We start from the raw sequence: 17037 nt of genomic DNA on the forward strand, positions 1-17037 counted from the left end.
ATACCTCTTGCGAGTTCTAGAACCCGTTATTACCTTCACGACACATTCCTGATGGGCCGTCAGAATCAGGCTGGAGTACCCATGCCCTGTCCAGCTCTCCCCGAGGGGTTCGACCTCACCGACCCGGACCTGCTCCACCACCGCGTCCCGCTCCCGGAGTTCGCCGAACTGCGCGCGGCCGAACCGGTGCGCTGGATCCAACAGCCCCTGAACATCGCGGGGTTCCAGGACGAGGGCTACTGGGCCGTGACCCGGCACGCCGACGTCCGGTACGTCTCCACGCACCCGGAGCTCTTCTCCTCGACCCTCAACACGGCGATCATCCGCTTCGGCGAGCACATGACACGCGAGTCGATCGACGTCCAGCGGCTCATCCTGCTCAACATGGACCCGCCCGAGCACACCCGCGTCCGCCAGATCGTCCAGCGCGGCTTCACCCCACGGGCGATCCGCGCCCTGGAGGAACGCCTCCGCGACCGCGCCCACTCGATCGTCGCGGGCGCCCGCGCCCACTCGGGCCCCTTCGACTTCGTCACCGAGGTCGCCTGCGAACTGCCCCTCCAGGCCATCGCCGAACTCATCGGCGTCCCGCAGGACGACCGCGTCAAGATCTTCGAGTGGTCCAACAAGATGATCGCGTACGACGATCCCGAGTACGCCATCACCGAGCAGGTCGGCGCCGAGTCCGCCGCCGAACTCATCGCCTACGCCATGGGGATGGCCGCCGAGCGCAAGCAGTGCCCGGCCCACGACATCGTCAGCACCCTGGTCGCCGCCGAGGACGAGGGCAACCTGAACTCCGACGAGTTCGGCTTCTTCGTGCTGATGCTCTCGGTGGCCGGGAACGAGACCACCCGCAACGCCATCACCCACGGCATGCACGCGTTCCTGACTCACCCCGACCAGTGGGAGCTGTACAAGCGGGAACGCCCGTCGACCGCCGCCGAGGAGATCGTCCGCTGGGCGACCCCGGTCAACGCCTTCCAGCGCACGGCCACCCAGGACACCGAGCTGGGCGGCAAGGTGATCAAGCAGGGCGACCGGGTCGGCATCTTCTACGCCTCGGCCAACCACGACCCCGAGGTCTTCGAGAACCCGGACCGGTTCGACGTCATGCGCGACCCGAACCCGCACCTCGGCTTCGGCGGCGGAGGCCCGCACTACTGCCTCGGCAAGTCCCTCGCGGTCCTGGAGATCGACCTGATCTTCAACGCGATAGCGGACGCGATGCCGAACCTGACCCTGACCGGCGACCCGCGCCGGCTGCGCTCCGCGTGGATCAACGGGGTCAAGGAGCTTCAGGTGACCGCCGGTTGACCGTGCGCACAGCTCGGGCCGGCGGCATCCCGGCGCCGCCGGCCCGTCTCGGGCACCTGTGCCCGGCTTACTTCCGTACGGCGAACTTCATCAGTTCCCGCTCGTCGCCCTGCTTGATGTTCCCGGTCTCGTTGATGACCTGGAGCTTCCAGCTCCCGCCCTCGCGGACCGCCTTGGCGACCGCGCAGCCGTTGTGGTCGCTGAGCAGGTTGGGCCAGATCTCGGCGACCTGCTGGGTGCTGCCGCCCGTCGCGTCGTAGACCTTGAAGGCGATGTTGCGGGCCTTCCGGAAGGAACTGCCCTTCTTGTAGGCGGCGGCGACGAACACGATCGACGTGATGTTGCCGGGTATCCGCGCGAGGTCGACGGTCACCGTCTCGTCGTCTCCGTCGCCCTTGCCGGTCTGGTTGTCACCGCTGTGCACCAGCGAGCCGTTGCCCAGCGGGTCCACGGAGTCGAGGCCGGCGAGCCGTACCGGGTCCTGGCCCTGCATCGCGATGGCGATCAGGTCGAGGTCCGTACCGGCCTTCTGGCGCAGCTTCCCGATGATGCCGCCGCTGCTGCCGACGGTCGGGTCCCAGGACGCCCCGATCTCCAGATGGGTCACTCCGTCCAGATCCGCCGGACCGTCTTCCTTCGTGAGCGTGATCATGCGTGATCGATCCTTTTGATCGTGGGACACAGACGGCTGAATTCTGCCTTCTTCGCCGGGCTTTGGGCTACTCCCGGCCAGATGCGGTCAATGCGAACACACCGGCGGCCAGCGCCGCGAGCAGGAGCGGGTAGCGCAGACCGTGGTGCAGCGTGAGCCACGCGCCGAGCACCGCGCCCGACATCATGCCCACCACCGCCAGGCCGCGGCGGAGCGAACCGGGGCCCCAGCCGTTGCCCGCGACCGAGTCGGCGACCAGCGCGGTCAGGGTCGACGTCAGGACCGTGGTGGTCGAGATGTCGGCGACCTTGAGCGTGCGGACCGCCGCGTTGCGCAGCCCCATCGCGAAGGCGGTGAGGGCGATGAGGGGGTAGGTGGTGGCGTGGTCGCCCGGTGCGGCGAAGGCGATGACGGTCGCCACGCCCACCAGCACCGCCTCCGCGCCGAGACTCACCCGGGCCCAGGTGCGCCGCGACCCGGTGTCCATCCGGACCGAGATCCGGCCACCGGCCACCACGCCCACGAGGAAGGCGCCGAGCGAGGTGAGGTTGTGGAGCACCGTGAACCCGGGCGCCCCGGCGGCGGCGAAGCCCAGCACCACCACATTGCCGGTCATGTTCGCGACGAAGACATGGCCGAGGCCCAGATAACTGACGGCGTCGATGAGCCCGCTGACCACGGTCAGCCCGAGCAGCACGGCCACCAGCCGGACTCCGCGCGCTTCACGGTCGTGGGACGGTGATGGTGTGTTCTCGGCCATGAACGCAATGTAGCGGCGGCCCCCGGTGTACCGGGGGCCGCCGCTGTGTGGTGCGTGTGGGGAGCCGGTGATCAGTACCAGCCGTTGGACTGCCAGAAGTTCCAGGCGGCAGCGGGGCTGCCGTAGCGGGAGTTCATGTAGTCCAGGCCCCACTTGATCTGCGTGGCGGCGTTGGTCTTCCAGTCGGAGCCGGCCGAGGACATCTTCGAGCCCGGGAGGGCCTGGACCAGGCCGTAGGCGCCGGAGGAGGAGTTCGTGGCGGTGACGTTCCAGCCGCTCTCGTGCTCGACGATCTTGCTGAACGCGTTGTACTGCGCGGCGCTCGGGATCATCTTGTGCGCGATCGCCTGCGCGGAGGAGGACGACGTCGTCGCGGCCTGAGCGGGGGCCGACGTCAGCACCATGCCGGTGGTGGCGGCGGCGAGCGCGGCGGCGGTCAGGGCCTTCTTCGGGGAGGCGATGCGAGCGACGATGCGGGAGACGGACACGGAGAACCTGTTTCTTCGGGGACAGAGGTGTCGTACGCCTGCCGGTGTCACGCGGTGCGCGGCGGGGGCAATGCGTCGGCGCCGAGGCCCGTGAGGACTCGTCGGCGCCGTGCGACTGCTCCAGAGAAACACTCTCGATCCGTGTCCGCAAAGACCCCTTTTACTAGTTGTGGTCGCATGTGGGTGAAAGATGAACTGTGTGACGTGGCTCTCAAACCGCAGGTCAGAGGGTGTTTGGGTCGCGTACATGACATCCCTAAACACTACTAATCCCAGTAGTTCGTGACATGGGTCATGTGGGCCGCTTCACCCCCTCCGTCACGGTCGGCGCACACCGCCTCACGCAGGGGGTCCGTCGAACGTGACCGGCGTCTCGAACGCCGCCCTCCGCGTGGCCCGCCGCAGCGCCTTGAGGAGCGCGGGCCCGAGCGTCAGCGTCAGCACGACCGTCACGATCGCCCGCCCCAGATCCCACCCCAGCGAGGTCGCCAGGCAGTAGGCCACGAACCGCGCCACATTCGCGGGAACGGCGGCCTGCGGATCGAACGCCACGGACGAGGCCAGCGCCCCCATGAACGGCCACCCCGCCAGATTCATCGCGGTCCCGTACCCGAAGGCGGCAAGGAATCCGTAGCAGGCCAGCACCACGACCTCGCCACGACCGCGCAGCCGCTCCCGGCCCGGCAGCAGCCCCGCGCCCATCGTGAACCAGCCCATCGCCAGCATCTGGAACGGCAGCCACGGCCCGACCCCGCCGGTGAGCAGCGCCGACGCGAACATCGTGACGTTGCCCAGCACGAACCCGAAACCGGGGCCGAGGACGCGCCCGCTCAGCACCATCAGGAAGAACATCGGCTCGATACCGGCCGTACCGGCGCCGATGGGCCGCAGCGCGGCACCGGTCGCGGCGAGCACACCGAGCATCGCGACGGCCTTCGGCCCGAGCCCGGACTCCGCGATCGCCGCGGCCGCCACGGCGACGAGGAGCACCAGCAGCCCCGCGAACAGCCACGGCGCGTCCTGGGAGTGGGCGGCGACCTGGGAGGTGGGCGGCGCGAGGAAGGGCCAGGTGAAGGCGGCGAAGCCGGTCGCCGTGACGAGGGCCAGGGCGGCGGTGGAGCGGGGAGTGAGGGGGACGGGGCGGTGACGCCTGCGCCCGGGCGGATTCGTGCTCATGCCAGGGCCGCCCTGACCTCGGCGACCGTGAGCCACTGCTGCGGGGCCAGGATCTTCGTCGTCTGCGGCGCGAACGACGGGGACGCCACGACCACCTCCGCCGTCGGCCCGTCGGCGATCACCTCTCCGTCGGCCAACAGCACGACCCGGTGGGCCAGTTCGGCGGCCAGCTCGACGTCATGCGTGGCCAGGACGATCGCGTGCCCCTCGGCGGCGAGCGCCCGCAACACCGTGACCAGCCGGGACTTGGCCGCGTAGTCGAGACCCCGGGTCGGCTCGTCCAGCAGGAGCAGCGGCGGGCGGGCCGTCAGCACGATCGCGAGGGCGAGCGCGAGACGCTGCCCTTCGGACAGGTCACGGGGATGGACGTCGTCCGTCACCCCGGGGAGCAGCTCGGAGACCAGCGCACGGCACGTCCCCGCCTCGGCGCCCGCGTCCGCGTCCGCGGCCGTGCACTCCGCGGCGACCGTGTCGGCGTAGAGCAGATCACGCGGCTCCTGCGGGACCAGACCCACCCGGCGGACGAGGTCGCGGGGTGCCGTGCGATGCGGGGTGAGACCGCCGACCCGGACCCTCCCGGAGGTCGGAGTGACCAGCCCGACAAGGGAGTTGAGGAGCGTGGACTTGCCGGCGCCGTTGCGGCCCATGAGGGCGATCGTCTCGCCGGGGGCGATGGTGAGATCGAGACGACGGAGTGCGTCGACCTGGGCGCGACGGACGGCGAGGGCACGGACTTCCGCCGTGGTGGCGGGAGTTGGGGCGGTGCTTTTACGTGTGCGCCAACGGGAGCTGCTCGGGCGGCTGTTGGGGACCGAACCGGAGACGGGCGCGGGGGTGCCGCGCGTCGGTTCGCGGTCGGTGAGGCGCTCCCGCAGTGCTCCCGCCCGGCGCCGCGCGTCCCGCACCGTGAGGGGGAGCGGGGTCCACTCGGCGAGCCGGCCCAGGTCGACCACCGGTGGGAACACGGGGGACACGGCCATGATCTCCGCCGGGGTGCCGAGGACCGGGGCCGCGCCCGGGGCCGGGAGCAGGGCGACCTGGTCGGCGTACTGGATGACGCGTTCCAGGCGGTGTTCGGCGAGGAGGACGGTCGTGCCGAGGTCGTGGACGAGGCGTTGGAGGACCGCGAGCACTTCCTCCGCCGCCGCCGGATCGAGGGCCGAGGTGGGTTCGTCGAGGACCAGGACCCTGGGGTGCGGGGTGAGGACCGAGCCGATCGCGACACGCTGCTGCTGGCCGCCGGAGAGGGTGGTGATCGGGCGGTCGCGGAGATCGGCGAGGCCCAGCAGGTCGAGGGTCTCCTCCACCCGGCGGCGCATCACCTCCGGGGCGAGGCCCAACGACTCCATGCCGTAGGCGAGTTCGTCCTCGACCGTGTCCGTCACGAAGTGCGACAGCGGGTCCTGGCCCACCGTGCCGACCACATCGGCGAGTTCGCGCGGCGCGTGGGTGCGGGTGTCGCGGCCCGCCACCGTGACCCGGCCGCGCAGGGTGCCGCCGGTGAAGTGCGGGACCAGTCCGCTCACCGCGCCCAGCACCGTCGACTTGCCGACGCCGGACGGGCCGACGAGCAGCACGAGTTCGCCTTCCGGCACCTCGAAGTCGACGTCCTGGACGGCGGGTCGGGGCGCGCCGTCGTAGGTCACGGAGACGTCCTCGAAGCGGATCACGACGGTTCCTTGGAGGGCTTGGAGGGCTTGGAGGGTTTGGAGGCGGGGACGAGTGCGGGGGCCAGGCCGAGCAGGACGGCGGCGGCCGGCCAGAGGGGGAGGGTGGGCGCGGTCAGGGGGATCACGCCGGGGGTGAGCGCCGCGGGGTCGCGGGTCGCGGCGAGGGTGAGCAGCGCGGCGACCGCCACGCCGGACGCGGTGACCAGCCAGGCGCGCAGGTCCCAGGGGTCGGGGCGGTACCGGGTGCGGAGCGTGCGGCGGCCACCCAGGCGCAGGCCCGCGAGGGCGGCGACGACCCCGGCGAGCAGCAACGGCAGCCCGTACGCGGCGCCTTCGGCGGTGAGCAGGCCGTACGTTCCGGCGCAGACGCCCAGCAGGCCGCCGAGGGTGAGGGCGGTGGTCGTTCGGCGGATGGAGGCGGGGACGTCGGCGGTACGGCCGTAGCCTCGCGCGTCCATGGCCGCGGCCAGGGCGACCGAGCGCTCCAACGCGCCTTCCAGGACCGGGAGTCCGACTTGGAGCAGGCCGCGCAGGCCCCGGTCCGGGCGGCCCCGGAGGCGGCGGGCGGCGCGGAGGCGTTGGGCGTCGGCGATGAGGTTCGGGGCGAAGGTGAGGGCCACGACCACCGCCACGCCGGTCTCGTACAGGGCACCGGGGAGGGACTTGAGGAGGCGGGCGGGGTTCGCCAGGGCGTTCGCCGCGCCTACGCAGATCAGGAGGGTGGCCAGTCTCAGGCCGTCGTAGAACGCGAAGAGCAGAGCCTCGGTGGTCACCTCGCCGCCGAGGCGGATGCCCTGGGCCCAGTGGGGGAGGGGGAGTTCGGGGAGGGTGAGGAGTGGGTGGGTGCCGGGGATGGGGGAGCCGAGGATTGTTGCGAAGAGGAGGCGGATGAGGAGGACGGCCAGGGCGAGTTTGGCGAAGGCGGTGTAGGAGCGGGACCAGGGGGCGGCTGTGCGGTGGGTTGCTACTACGTAGGCCGTGACGGTGATCAGGAGGGTCAGGAGGAGGGGGTTGGTGGTGCGGGTGGCGGCTGTGGCCAGGCCCAGGGACCAGAGCCACCAGGCTCCTGGGTGCAGGGTGTTGTTGTTAGCGGTGTTGGTTGAGTTTTGGCTGCTGCGCCGTCGTGGCTGGTCGCGCAGTTCCCCGCGCCCCTTAGGGACGCTGTCGGCACCGGGGTGACTAGTCATGGTTTTGCCGTCGGGCTCGCCATATTGCTGCTGCGGCCAGGAGGACGATGGCTGTTGCTCCTGCCAGGAGGCCTACTGAGGGGCCGTGGTGGGGGGTTGGGGTTTTCTTCTGGTCTGTTACCTGGTCGGCGCAGCCCTGTTTGGGGTAGTCGGCGATCGCGCAGAGCAGGGCGGCCGTGTTGTAGCGCAGGGGTTTGGCGACCGTGGCCAGGGCCTCGGCCGTCGACGCGTCGGGGGCGACCGTCGCGCAGGCCGTGCGGGGGGCGGGGGCGTCGGGGTCTGTGCCGAAGTCGATGACCAGGGCAACGCGCTTCTTGCCCTGTACGGCGGGGGAGTCGGCGCAGATCTTCGCGAAGTCCGGTGCCTGGAGGCGGGGTTGCTTCGCGTTCGCCGAGTCCTCGCTCACCGCGAAGCGGAAGCCCTGGACATCGCCGTCGTCCGGGCGGCTGGTGGAGGGGCCCTGCGTGGCGTAGGTCCAGTGGGTGCCGGTGCGGTCCCAGAAGGACCAGTAGCGGTAGCCCGCCGCCTGGGCGTGGCCCGCAGTGCCGAGGACGAGGAGCAGGGCCGGGAGGAGGAGGGCGAGGCGGCGGGTCACTGTCGGCGGCCGTGCTTCCGGCTGCGGGTGATCAGGACGGCGCCGACGATCGCGGCCAGGAGGAGGATGCCGCCCACCGTCCAAGCGACGTTCAGGGAACCGTCGTTGTCGTCGGAGGCCGCCTTCTCGCTCGGGCCCGCGGTCTGCGGCTCGTCGATCTCCTTGGGGGTCGGGCCCGTCGCGTTGAGGAGGGTGACGAGGTTCTGGCCGCCGAAGTCGTGGACGTCGGCGCCCTTCGCGGTGGTCGCCACGAAGACGAGCTGGGCGTAGGCGGCCGGACCGGCCTGCGCGGCCCAGGACTTGGAGTGGGTCTCCAGCCAGTGCAGCGGCTTCGCGGCCTGGTCGTGCAGGCCGAGGGACGACAGGGCGACGATCGCGTCGGCCGTGTTGCCGTAGTCGGGCTGGGGCTTGGCTCCGGGGAGGGCGGTGGTGAGGTGGCCGGTCTTCGCCATGGCGTGGGCGAGCCACGCGGCGCCGTTGTCCGCCACCTGCAAGGGGTCGGCGCCGGGCTTCTCACAGGTCGCGGGCGCGTCGGCGTCGTCCTGCCGGCTGCCGGGCAGCGACTGGCCGGACAGGCCCAGCACGGCCGCCGCCGTCGCGTCCGCGTTGGCCGCGAGCCTGCCCTTCTTGTCGGGCTGGTAGGCGAAGGCGCCCGCGTCCGCGCCGCCGTCGCAGGGCAGCGCGAGCTTCCGCAGGGCGTCGTAGGGGGACTTGCCGTCCTTGTGGAGGTTCGGCACGGTCACGCCTGCGTCCGCGAGGGCGCCGATGACGACGGAGGTGGAGTTCGCGTCGCTGGCCCCGCCGGGGGAGTAGCCCCAGCCGCCGTCGGGGTTCTGGATCGACTTCAGCCAGGTGACGGCCTTGGTGACGGCGGCGTCCCCGCGGCCGTCGTTCGCGAGGGCCTGTACGGCGGCTGCCGTGCTGTTCGTGTCGACCATGACCTTGGCGTCGCAGGCCTTGGCGGGGTCGGCGCGGAACGCGGCGAAGGCGCCGTCGGCGCACTGCTGGCCGACCAGCCAGGTCACCGCCTTCGCGGCGGGCTCCACGCCCGCCGCGTCCTGCGCGAGCAGCGCGAGGGACTGGCGCCAGACGCCGTCGTAGGTGGGGTCGGCGGTGCCGTAGAGGCCGTCGGGTATCGCCGTGGACGGCGAGGGCGACGGACCGGCGGCGACGGCCGGGGTCGCCGCCATCACGGTGACGACGGTGGCCAGGACCGCGGCGCTGCGGCGGACGTTCATGATCGGCGGGTGCCTTCCCTGCGGGGAGCACGGCAGCACGGGGACACCCGGGCGGCTCGGCTCCGTATTCCTCGACGGTGCGTGTGAACCGGTCACGTGCCGTGCGGGGCGGTCCGGCTCACCGGACCCTTGCGGGACCGGATCACGGCTGCGGGTCAGCGCCGGAATTGCACCGGCTTCCCCCCGTACGGGTGTGATGACGACCCGGCCACTGTACGGGGAACCTGGGCCCTCGCTGTGAGCAGGGGTTGCCCGGCCCACCGTCCCCGGTAGGTTCTGGCCATGCCAGCCACGGGGAAAGCGCCGGGGAGACTCATCGGCTCCGGCCGTACCGCCGACGTCTACGAGCTCGACGAGACCTGGGTGCTGCGCCGCAATCGCGAGGACTGGGGCGACGCGGCGGCCGAGGGCGCGGTGATGGAACACGTGCGGGCCCACGGCTATCCCGTCCCCCGCGTCCGACCGGGCGACTCGCGCACCGACCTGATCATGGAACGCCTCACCGGCCCGACCATGCTGGAGGCCTTCGTCGCCGGCGCGCTCGACGCACGCGAGGCCGGCACCGTACTCGCCTCGCTGCTACGGCAGTTGCACGCCGTGCCGGGTCGGCTCCCCGGTACCCGGGTGCTGCATCTCGACCTCCACCCGGAGAATGTCCTGCTCACCCCGGACGGACCCCGGGTCATCGACTGGGCCACGGCGGAGGACGGCGAACCGGCGCTCGACTGGGCGCTCTCCGCGATCATCCTCGCCCAGGTCGCCGTGGACGACCTGCCCGTCGCCGAACCGGCCCGCGCGATGCTCCGCTCCCTGCTCGCCGACCCGTCCGGCCTCACCCGGGAGGCGCTGGCCGAGGCCCGGCGGAGGCGGGCGGCGAATCCGACCATGAGCGTGGGAGAGGTGCAACTGCTCGGTGTCGCGGAGGAGTTGGTGCGGTCAGTGGCGGGTCTGGTGTAGCGGCCCTTTGTCGGTGTGTGCCGGGCGCTGGACGGCTGCGGCCAGGAGGGTCAGCTTGTCGGCCGCGTCCGTGTCGGGGTCCGGGTGGTAGATCACGAGGGTCTGGCCGGGGGCACCGTCGATGCTCAGGCGCTCGCGGTTGAGATGGAGGGCGCCGACCTGGGGGTGGTCCAGGTACTTGGGCGCGGCCTCGCAGGACTGGACGTCGTGGCGGGCCCAGAGTCGGCTGAACAGGGGGCTGGCGAGGGAGAGTTCGCCGACCAGCTCGATGAACCGGGGGTCGTCGGTGTCGGTGCCGACGGCCTCGCGGAACGCGGCGACTATGCCTCCGCTGGACTTCTCCCACTGCGGGTGCAGCGCCTGCTCGGCCGGATCGAGGAAGAGGGACCGCAGACGGTTGGCGCCCGGCGTGAAGCGCGGTGACAGGGCGGTCGCGAGGGGGTTCGCGGCCAGGACGTCGAAGTAGCGGCCCTCGACCATCGCCGGGAGGGGGAGGGTCGTGAGGAGTTTGGTGATGCTCGGCGGGACCGTCTCCTTCCGGCGGTGCGGGCGGCCGCGGTGGCGGCGCGGGCCGTCGGCGCCGAGCCGCAGCAGGTGGGCCGTCGCGGTGTCGTCGAGCCGGAGCACGCGGGCGATGGCCTCGAGGACCTGCACGGAGGGGTTGCGGTCGCGGCCCTGCTCCAGGCGCAGGTAGTAGTCGGCGCTGATCCCGGCCAGCAGCGCGACCTCCTCGCGGCGCAGGCCCGGCACCCGCCGCACCCCGAAGACCGGGATTCCGGCCTGCTCGGGCGTGACGAGTTCGCGGCGGGCGCGCACGTACTCGCCCAGCAGATTCGGTTCGTCGGCCATCCGCCCACTGTAAATCGGCAGGCAGGACGCCTGCCTGGTCCTGTCACCCCCAGGGGCGCGGGGGCCCTGGCTGGCGCGGGGAGCGGGCGGGACCGTCGGCGGTGGCCGGGCGGCAACCCCCGGCCGCCTACGACAGGGAGTACTGAGATGTCCACATATCTGCTGGTACACGGTGCCTGGCACAGCGGGCGGGCCTGGGACCGGGTGGTCCCGCTGCTGACGGCGGCCGGGCACCGGGTGTTCGCGCCGTCCCTCACCGGGTACGGCGACAAGGCGCGGCTGCTCGGGCCCGAGGTGGGGCTCGACACCCACGTCGACGACGTCGTCGGGCTGATCACTGACGAGGACCTCACCGATGTCGTCCTCGTGGGGCACAGCTACGCGGGGCTGGTCGTCTCGGGTGTGGTCAACCGGGTCCCGGACCGGATCGCCCAGCTCGTCTACCTCGACGCGATGGTCCCGGTGGACGGCGAGGCCGCGACCGACATCATGCCCGTCACCCAGGTACTGATCGACCTGGCCGCGCGGTCCGACGCCCCCTGGCGGATTCCGCCGCTGCCCGAACTCCCGCCGCCCGGCGGCCTGTTCGGGGTCACCGACCCGGACGACGTGGCCTGGCTGCGCACGATGGTCTCGGACCAGCCGGCGCGCTGCCTCCAGCAGCCCGTCCAGCTGGACAACCCCGCCGCGAAGGCCGTCCCGCGCACCCACATCCACTGCGTGGGCAGCGAACCGGAGGGCTTCGAGCGGCGGCCCGTCCCCGCGGTCCAGCCCAACGGCAGCCCGGCACAGGTGTGGGAGCTGGAGACCGGCCACGACTGCATGATCACCAAGCCCGCCGAACTGACCCAACTGCTGGCCAAGTTGGGTTGAACCCGTTTGCTGGGCCCGGGAGCGGGCTGCGGGTTCTGCGGGTTCCGCGTCTCTAGACCCGCACCGGCGCCGTCACCCCCGTCGGCTGGCACAGCACGAGGGCCAGATCGTCGGTGGGCGGACCGCCGGTGTGGGCGAGCAGCCCCTCGTACAGGGCGTGCAGCGCCGCGTCCGGCATCGGTTCGCTGAGCGCGAGCGCGGACTCGGCGAGGAGGGCGAAGGGGGTGCCGTCGGGGGCGCGGGAATCGGTGAGGCCGTCCGTGTAGAGCAGCAGACGGTCACCGGGCTGGAGCCGGACCCGGTACTGGCGCGGGTCCGGGTGCAGGCCCAACGGCAGCGCGGGTACCCGGGGTTCGAGGAGTTCCAGCCGCTGGCCGGAGCGCAGGGGCGCCGGGTGCCCGCAGTTGACCAGCCGCACCTCACCCGGGCCGAACTCCACCAGCACCGCGGTGACGAAGTCCTCGGGGGCCAGGTGGGGTGAGAGGCGGGCGTCCAGTGCCCTCGCGATCGTCGTCAAGTCCGGTGCGGTGTACGCCAGTTCACGGAACGCGGTGACCGTGTCGGCCGCCGTCCGCAGCGCGTCGAGCCCGTGCCCGCGCGCGTCACCGACCAGCACCCGCAGGCCGTACGGCGTCACCGCCACGTCGTAGAGGTCGCCGCCGACCGACGACTCGCGACTCGCGCAGTGGTAGCGGGTGGAGACATGGGTGCCGGAGAGGGTGCGGGAGAGGGGCCGCAGGATCGCCTCCTGGGTGATCCGGGCCACCTCCCGCGCCTCCGCGAGCCGCCCCCGCAGCCGGCCGCGCTGCCACGCCGCGTACACGCTGCACACGCAGCCCAGCAGCAGCCCGGCCCAGCGGACCGCGAACCCGGCGGTGACGTGCGGGCTCGCGCCGAGGCCCGCCGCGAGCGCGAGCAGGACGGTCCAGCAGCAGACCAGGAACGTACGGCGGGCGCTCAGGAACGTCGCGGCCATCAGCGGGCCGATCGCCAGTAAGGGCAGGATCGGCTGCACCCGGCCGATCAGCAGCCCCGGCGTGGCCGCGAGCAGACAGCCGACGGGCGCGAGGAGGAAACTCACGGGCGCGGTGACGGCCCGGCTGCCTGTCCGCGCCGCGCGGCGATCCGTCCCCGCCGTACCGCCACCCGTCCCCGCCGTGCCGCCATCTGTCCCCGCCGTGCCGCCACCCGTCCGCGCCGTCCGGGATCGGCGTCCCCCACCCATCGCGTTCACGCCACGACGATCGCGGAATTTCCGCCTCCCCACCCATGGCACTGGGTAGTTGATCGGCTCTCGATCACGATGTGTCCGAATGACTCCGCGAGCGATCGGAAAGGGGGCCTGTTCAGGGAGTGTTGTGGCTTTTCCGGGCAGCCGTGGACCGCGTTCCGGGACCCGGGCGTGGAGCCGGTGACGTACGGACACACTGGGCCTCGTGCCGGACACGACTCACCCGAACCCCGGGAACCTCGGGAATCTGCCGCCCGAGACGCACAGTTTCGTCGGGCGGCGCGCCGAACTTGCGTGGCTCCGGGCCGCGTTGGACCCGGCGGCCGGAGATCCGGCCGCAACGGGCCGACAGTCGGCCGCGGGGGCGGCCCGGCTGGTGAGCGTCGTCGGGGCCGGCGGGGTCGGCAAGACCCGGCTCGCCCTGCGCGCGGCGGCGGAGGCCCGGAACGCCTACCCGGACGGGGTCTGGCTGACCGAACTCTCCCCGCTCCACACCGCGGGAATCGTCGACCTCGCCGTCATGGAGACCCTCCGGCTCGCCGACCAGTCGACCCGCCCGGTCCTCGACGTCATCGCCGAATGGGCCTACGGCAAACGGCTGTTGCTCGTCCTCGACTCCTGCGAGCACCTCCTAGCCGACTGCGCCAAGGTCGCCGCCGCCCTGCTCACCCGCGCGCCCGGCCTGCGCATCCTCGTCACCAGCCGCGAACGCCTCGCGCTGCCCGGGGAGGAGGTCCTGCACCTCGGACCGCTGCCGGTGGAAGGCGCCGACGCGGACGACATGGCGGCGGCCGGTGACGCCGTGGCGCTGTTCGCCGAGCGTGCCGCCGCCGCCGGGCGCCCGCTGGCCGACGACGACCGGGCCGCCCGCGCCGTCGCCGCCGCCGTGTGCCGCCGCCTCGACGGCATCCCCCTCGCCCTCGAACTCGCCGCGGCCCGCCTGGCCGACCTCACCCTCGACCAACTCCACGCACGGTTGGGTGAACGCCTGCCCTCACCCCTGGACATGCTCACTTCCACCCCCGGTGAACGCCCGCCCCGCCACCAGACCCTGCGCACCGCCATCGGCTGGAGCCACGAACTCTGCGCGCCCCTCGAACGCCTGCTGTGGGCGCGGCTGTCCGTCTTCACCGGCGGGTTCTGCGCGGAGACGGTCCAACAGGTGTGCGCGGGCGGCCCGTTGGCCCCGGAACGGATCGCCGGGCTGCTCTCCCGGCTCGTCGCACAGTCCATCGTGCTGCCCGACCCGGTGATCTCCGCCCGCTACCGGATGCTCGACACCGTCCGCGAGTACGGCACCGACTGGCTGCACGCGCTCGGCGAGGACCGTGCCGTACGCCGCCGGCACCGCGAGTACTACGCCCGCCTCGCCCACCAGGGGTGCGCCGAGTGGAACACCGGGCGGCAGGTCGCCTGGTGCGAGCGGGTGCTGAGCGAACACGCCAACCTCCGCTCGGCGGTCGAGAACGCGCTGGCCGAGCCGGACCGGGCGGCGGCGGTCGAGATGACGGGCCATGTCGGCTTCCTCTGGCGGCACTGCGGCTACCTCCGGGAGGCGGCCCACTGCCTGGACCAGGCCCTGGCCGCAGCCCCGCCACCTCCGCCGGACCAGGCGTTCGCCGCCGAGGTGCTCGCCGCGCTGCCCCGCCGCGACCGGCACTTCGCCGCCGCTCCGGCGTCCGGGCACGGCCGCACCCTCGCCCTGTGGTCGCGCGGGGCGGTCGCGATCCTCCAGGGCGACCAGGAGGCGGCGGCCAACTGGGCGGTGCGGTGCGCCGACGCGGCCCGCGCACAGGGCTCCCCGGTCGCGCAGGTCGCCGCCGTCTACCTCCGGGGCGGCCAACTCGCCCTCACCAGCCGCCAGTCGGAGGCGATCGAGGTCCTCGCCGCGGCGCCCCAACTCCCCATACAGGACGACGCGTTCGGGGCCGCCCAGCTCCAGGTCAGGCTCGCGCTCTCCCTCGCGCACATCCTGCGGGGCGAGTACGAGCGGGGCCGCGAGGTCGCCGACGAGGTGCGGACGGCCAGCCGGAAACAGGGCGAGTACTGGTGCGGGGCCTTCGCCGACTACCTCATCGCCCAGGCGGACCTGGCGCACGGCGACGTACCGGCCGCGGTGGACGGCGCCCGGACCTCCATCGCGGGCCATGCCCTGCTGCACAACACCGCCGGCGCCGCGATGTCCCTCGACCTCCTGGCCGCCGCCGTCGTCACCACCGGCGACGCCCGCCGGGCCGCCCGCCTCCTCGGCATCGGCACCCGCCTCTGGGAGCTCACCGGCCGCGCCCAGATGGACTCACCCGACCTCATCGCCACCCGCCGCACCTGCGAACTCCGCGTCCGCGAACACCTCGGCGACACCGCCTACGAGACGGAATACCGGGCGGGCCTGGCCATGTCGTACGACGAGGGAATCGCGTTCGCGACGAGCCGGTCGGACCTTCACTGACGCGGGGTGTCCCCACCGAACGGCAGGAACAGGGTCCGACTCGCGATCAGCCAACTCCCTTCCACCTTGCGGAAGATGTCCTCGTAGTGCCCGACCTGGACCGGGGGACCGGCGGGGACCTGGCCGCCGTGGTAGCCGTCGACGCGGTACGTCGTGAAGTACGCCGTCGAGATCGCCGTCCCGGGGGAGGTGAGGGTGACGAGGACGTTCGACATCAGGCGTCGCGAGAGCCGGTCGGCGGGCCGGGAACCGAAGTACGTCCGCAGCGCCGCCCGCCCCTCGACCAGCCGGTCGCCGTCCGGCCACTCCCAGGTGCCGTCGGCGGTGAACAGCTCGGCCACGGAGGAGGGTTCACCGAGATCGAGCCGGCGGACGAAGTCCAGGACGACGCGCTCGCAGGCGCGCTCGGCGAGGAGGCGGGCCAGGGGGTCCAGGTGATCCAGGGGGTCCGGGGGGTCCAGGGAGTCCAGGGGGTCCATGGGGAGTTGGTACCAGCCGGGCACCCCGGGCCACGACCGAATTACCCCGGCCGCGGTACGTCCACGGCCCGACTACACCGCCACGTACGTCACCGGCTCGCTCCCCGTCACCGACTCCGCCTGCCCCAGTTTCACCAGCCGTCGTAGATGCGCCTCGGCCTCGGAGACCGCGATGTTCCGTGACTGGTAGGGGATTTGGGACCAGGGGCGGTTCCACTCCATGCGCTCCGCGACCTGCCATGCCGTGAGCGGTTCGGAGAGGAGGGTCAGCAACCCCGTCAGCCGGTCCTCGTGGTGCGTGAGCAACTCCCCTACGCGGCCCGTCGCGTCGGTGAAGGTGTGCTGGTGGGCCGGGAGGACCTCGGCGGGCGCGAGGCGGCCGATGCGCTCCAGGGAGTCGAGGTAGTCGCCGAGGGGGTCGGCGATCGTGGTGTCGTCCGGGTCCTCGTACAGGCCGATGTGCGGGGTGATCTCGGGGAGCAGGTGGTCGCCGGAGAACAGGCGGCCGTGGCCCGGGAGTTGGGCGGGGTGCCGCTCCTCCAGGTGCAGGCAGACGTGACCCGGCGTGTGGCCCGGGGTCCAGATCGCGCGCAGGCGGCGGCCCGCCAGGTCGAGGAGTTCACCGGGGACGATCTCCCGGTCGGGGAGGGCGGGGGCCAGTCCCGGCACACTGCGCGGGCGGGCGGCGCGCAGGGGCGCGAGGTGTTCCTCGGGGGCACCGGCCGCCGCGAGCTTCGCCGTCATGTACGTCAACCAGCGCCCCGGTTGGGTCGAACGGGCCCGCCGCACGATCGCCGTGTCCGCCGCGTGCATCGCCAGCCACGCCCCGGACGCCTCGCGCACCCGCCCGGACAGGCCGTGGTGGTCGGGGTGATGGTGGGTGATGATCACGCCGTGGACCTCGCCGACGGAGGTCCCGCAGGCCAGCAGGCCCTGGACCAGGACGTCCCACGACCCCGGGTCGTCCCACCCCGTGTCGACCAGGACCGGACCGCGGTCGGTGTCGACGACGTAGACGAGAGTGGTCCCCAGTGGGTTGTCCGGGATGGGGACTTCGACGGAGCGGACACCGCCGCCGTGGTCGTGGACCTGACTCATGGACGTCATCGACTCCCC

The 17037-nt window shown here is 72.5% G+C and carries 16 protein-coding genes and 1 riboswitch; of the genes, 4 read left to right on the forward strand and 12 right to left on the reverse strand.

Going from position 1 to position 17037, the window contains the following annotated elements; all coding sequences use genetic code 11:
* Positions 1-81 precede the first annotated feature (81 nt).
* Positions 82-1317 carry a cytochrome P450 gene (locus OHT77_RS31145; protein WP_328831727.1) on the forward strand — a complete coding sequence of 412 codons (1236 nt, stop codon included), beginning with the start codon at positions 82-84 and terminating at the stop codon, positions 1315-1317.
* Between the two features lie 67 nt (positions 1318-1384).
* On the opposite strand, the gene OHT77_RS31150 is transcribed toward OHT77_RS31145, so the two are convergent.
* The 8 genes from OHT77_RS31150 to OHT77_RS31185 form a co-directional block, all read right to left on the reverse strand.
* Positions 1385-1969, reverse strand: coding sequence for a TerD family protein (locus OHT77_RS31150; RefSeq protein WP_328831728.1), 585 nt, complete (start codon positions 1967-1969; stop codon positions 1385-1387).
* A gap of 67 nt (positions 1970-2036) precedes the next feature.
* The gene (locus OHT77_RS31155; protein ID WP_328831729.1) at positions 2037-2729 is read right to left on the reverse strand and encodes a YoaK family protein; all 693 of its coding nucleotides are present in this window, start codon (positions 2727-2729) and stop codon (positions 2037-2039) included.
* A gap of 71 nt (positions 2730-2800) precedes the next feature.
* On the reverse strand, positions 2801-3217 hold the full coding sequence (locus OHT77_RS31160) for a transglycosylase SLT domain-containing protein (RefSeq protein ID WP_328831730.1): 417 nt from the start codon (positions 3215-3217) through the stop codon (positions 2801-2803).
* A 339-nt stretch (positions 3218-3556) separates the two neighbouring features.
* Positions 3557-4393, reverse strand: coding sequence for an ECF transporter S component (locus tag OHT77_RS31165; protein ID WP_328831731.1), 837 nt, complete (start codon positions 4391-4393; stop codon positions 3557-3559).
* Positions 4390-6063, reverse strand: a complete 1674-nt coding sequence (locus OHT77_RS31170) for an ABC transporter ATP-binding protein (RefSeq protein ID WP_328831732.1) — start codon at positions 6061-6063, stop codon at positions 4390-4392. The genes OHT77_RS31165 and OHT77_RS31170 overlap by 4 nt, the downstream gene beginning before the upstream one ends.
* Positions 6060-7250 carry a CbiQ family ECF transporter T component gene (locus OHT77_RS31175; RefSeq protein WP_328831733.1) on the reverse strand — a complete coding sequence of 397 codons (1191 nt, stop codon included), beginning with the start codon at positions 7248-7250 and terminating at the stop codon, positions 6060-6062. The genes OHT77_RS31170 and OHT77_RS31175 overlap by 4 nt, the downstream gene beginning before the upstream one ends.
* Positions 7243-7845 (reverse strand): SCO2322 family protein, encoded by a 603-nt coding sequence (locus tag OHT77_RS31180; RefSeq protein WP_328831734.1) that lies wholly within the window; start codon positions 7843-7845, stop codon positions 7243-7245. The genes OHT77_RS31175 and OHT77_RS31180 overlap by 8 nt, the downstream gene beginning before the upstream one ends.
* Positions 7842-9083 carry a prenyltransferase/squalene oxidase repeat-containing protein gene (locus OHT77_RS31185; RefSeq protein ID WP_328831735.1) on the reverse strand — a complete coding sequence of 414 codons (1242 nt, stop codon included), beginning with the start codon at positions 9081-9083 and terminating at the stop codon, positions 7842-7844. Before OHT77_RS31185 ends, OHT77_RS31180 begins: the two co-directional genes overlap by 4 nt.
* A 106-nt stretch (positions 9084-9189) precedes the next feature.
* Positions 9190-9266: riboswitch (cobalamin riboswitch) on the reverse strand.
* Positions 9267-9365: 99 nt separating this feature from the next.
* Here OHT77_RS31185 and OHT77_RS31190 point away from each other — a divergent pair.
* Positions 9366-10040: a phosphotransferase gene (locus OHT77_RS31190; RefSeq protein WP_328831736.1), complete on the forward strand. Its 675-nt coding sequence runs from the start codon at positions 9366-9368 to the stop codon at positions 10038-10040.
* Here the strand turns inward: OHT77_RS31190 and OHT77_RS31195 are convergent.
* A complete protein-coding gene (locus tag OHT77_RS31195) occupies positions 10020-10889 on the reverse strand; it encodes a helix-turn-helix domain-containing protein (protein WP_328831737.1) in 870 nt (289 codons plus the stop codon). The two genes, OHT77_RS31190 and OHT77_RS31195, sit on opposite strands and share 21 nt — an antisense overlap.
* Before the next feature lie 147 nt (positions 10890-11036).
* Here OHT77_RS31195 and OHT77_RS31200 point away from each other — a divergent pair, with 147 nt between their 5' ends.
* Entirely contained in the window at positions 11037-11762 is a 726-nt protein-coding gene (locus OHT77_RS31200; RefSeq protein WP_328831738.1) for an alpha/beta hydrolase, read from the forward strand.
* Positions 11763-11814: 52 nt separating this feature from the next.
* On the opposite strand, the gene OHT77_RS31205 is transcribed toward OHT77_RS31200, so the two are convergent.
* Positions 11815-12987 carry a PP2C family protein-serine/threonine phosphatase gene (locus tag OHT77_RS31205; protein ID WP_328834400.1) on the reverse strand — a complete coding sequence of 391 codons (1173 nt, stop codon included), beginning with the start codon at positions 12985-12987 and terminating at the stop codon, positions 11815-11817.
* Between the two features lie 211 nt (positions 12988-13198).
* Here OHT77_RS31205 and OHT77_RS31210 point away from each other — a divergent pair, with 211 nt between their 5' ends.
* Positions 13199-15442: an ATP-binding protein gene (locus tag OHT77_RS31210; RefSeq protein ID WP_328831739.1), complete on the forward strand. Its 2244-nt coding sequence runs from the start codon at positions 13199-13201 to the stop codon at positions 15440-15442.
* Here the strand turns inward: OHT77_RS31210 and OHT77_RS31215 are convergent.
* Entirely contained in the window at positions 15436-15921 is a 486-nt protein-coding gene (locus tag OHT77_RS31215; protein WP_328831740.1) for a nuclear transport factor 2 family protein, read from the reverse strand. The genes OHT77_RS31210 and OHT77_RS31215 overlap by 7 nt on opposite strands.
* 72 nt (positions 15922-15993) lie before the next feature.
* Positions 15994-17019, reverse strand: coding sequence for an MBL fold metallo-hydrolase (locus tag OHT77_RS31220; protein WP_328834401.1), 1026 nt, complete (start codon positions 17017-17019; stop codon positions 15994-15996).
* Positions 17020-17037 lie beyond the last annotated feature (18 nt).

The organism is Streptomyces sp. NBC_00252 (assembly GCF_036187565.1).
Lineage (GTDB): Bacteria > Actinomycetota > Actinomycetes > Streptomycetales > Streptomycetaceae > Streptomyces.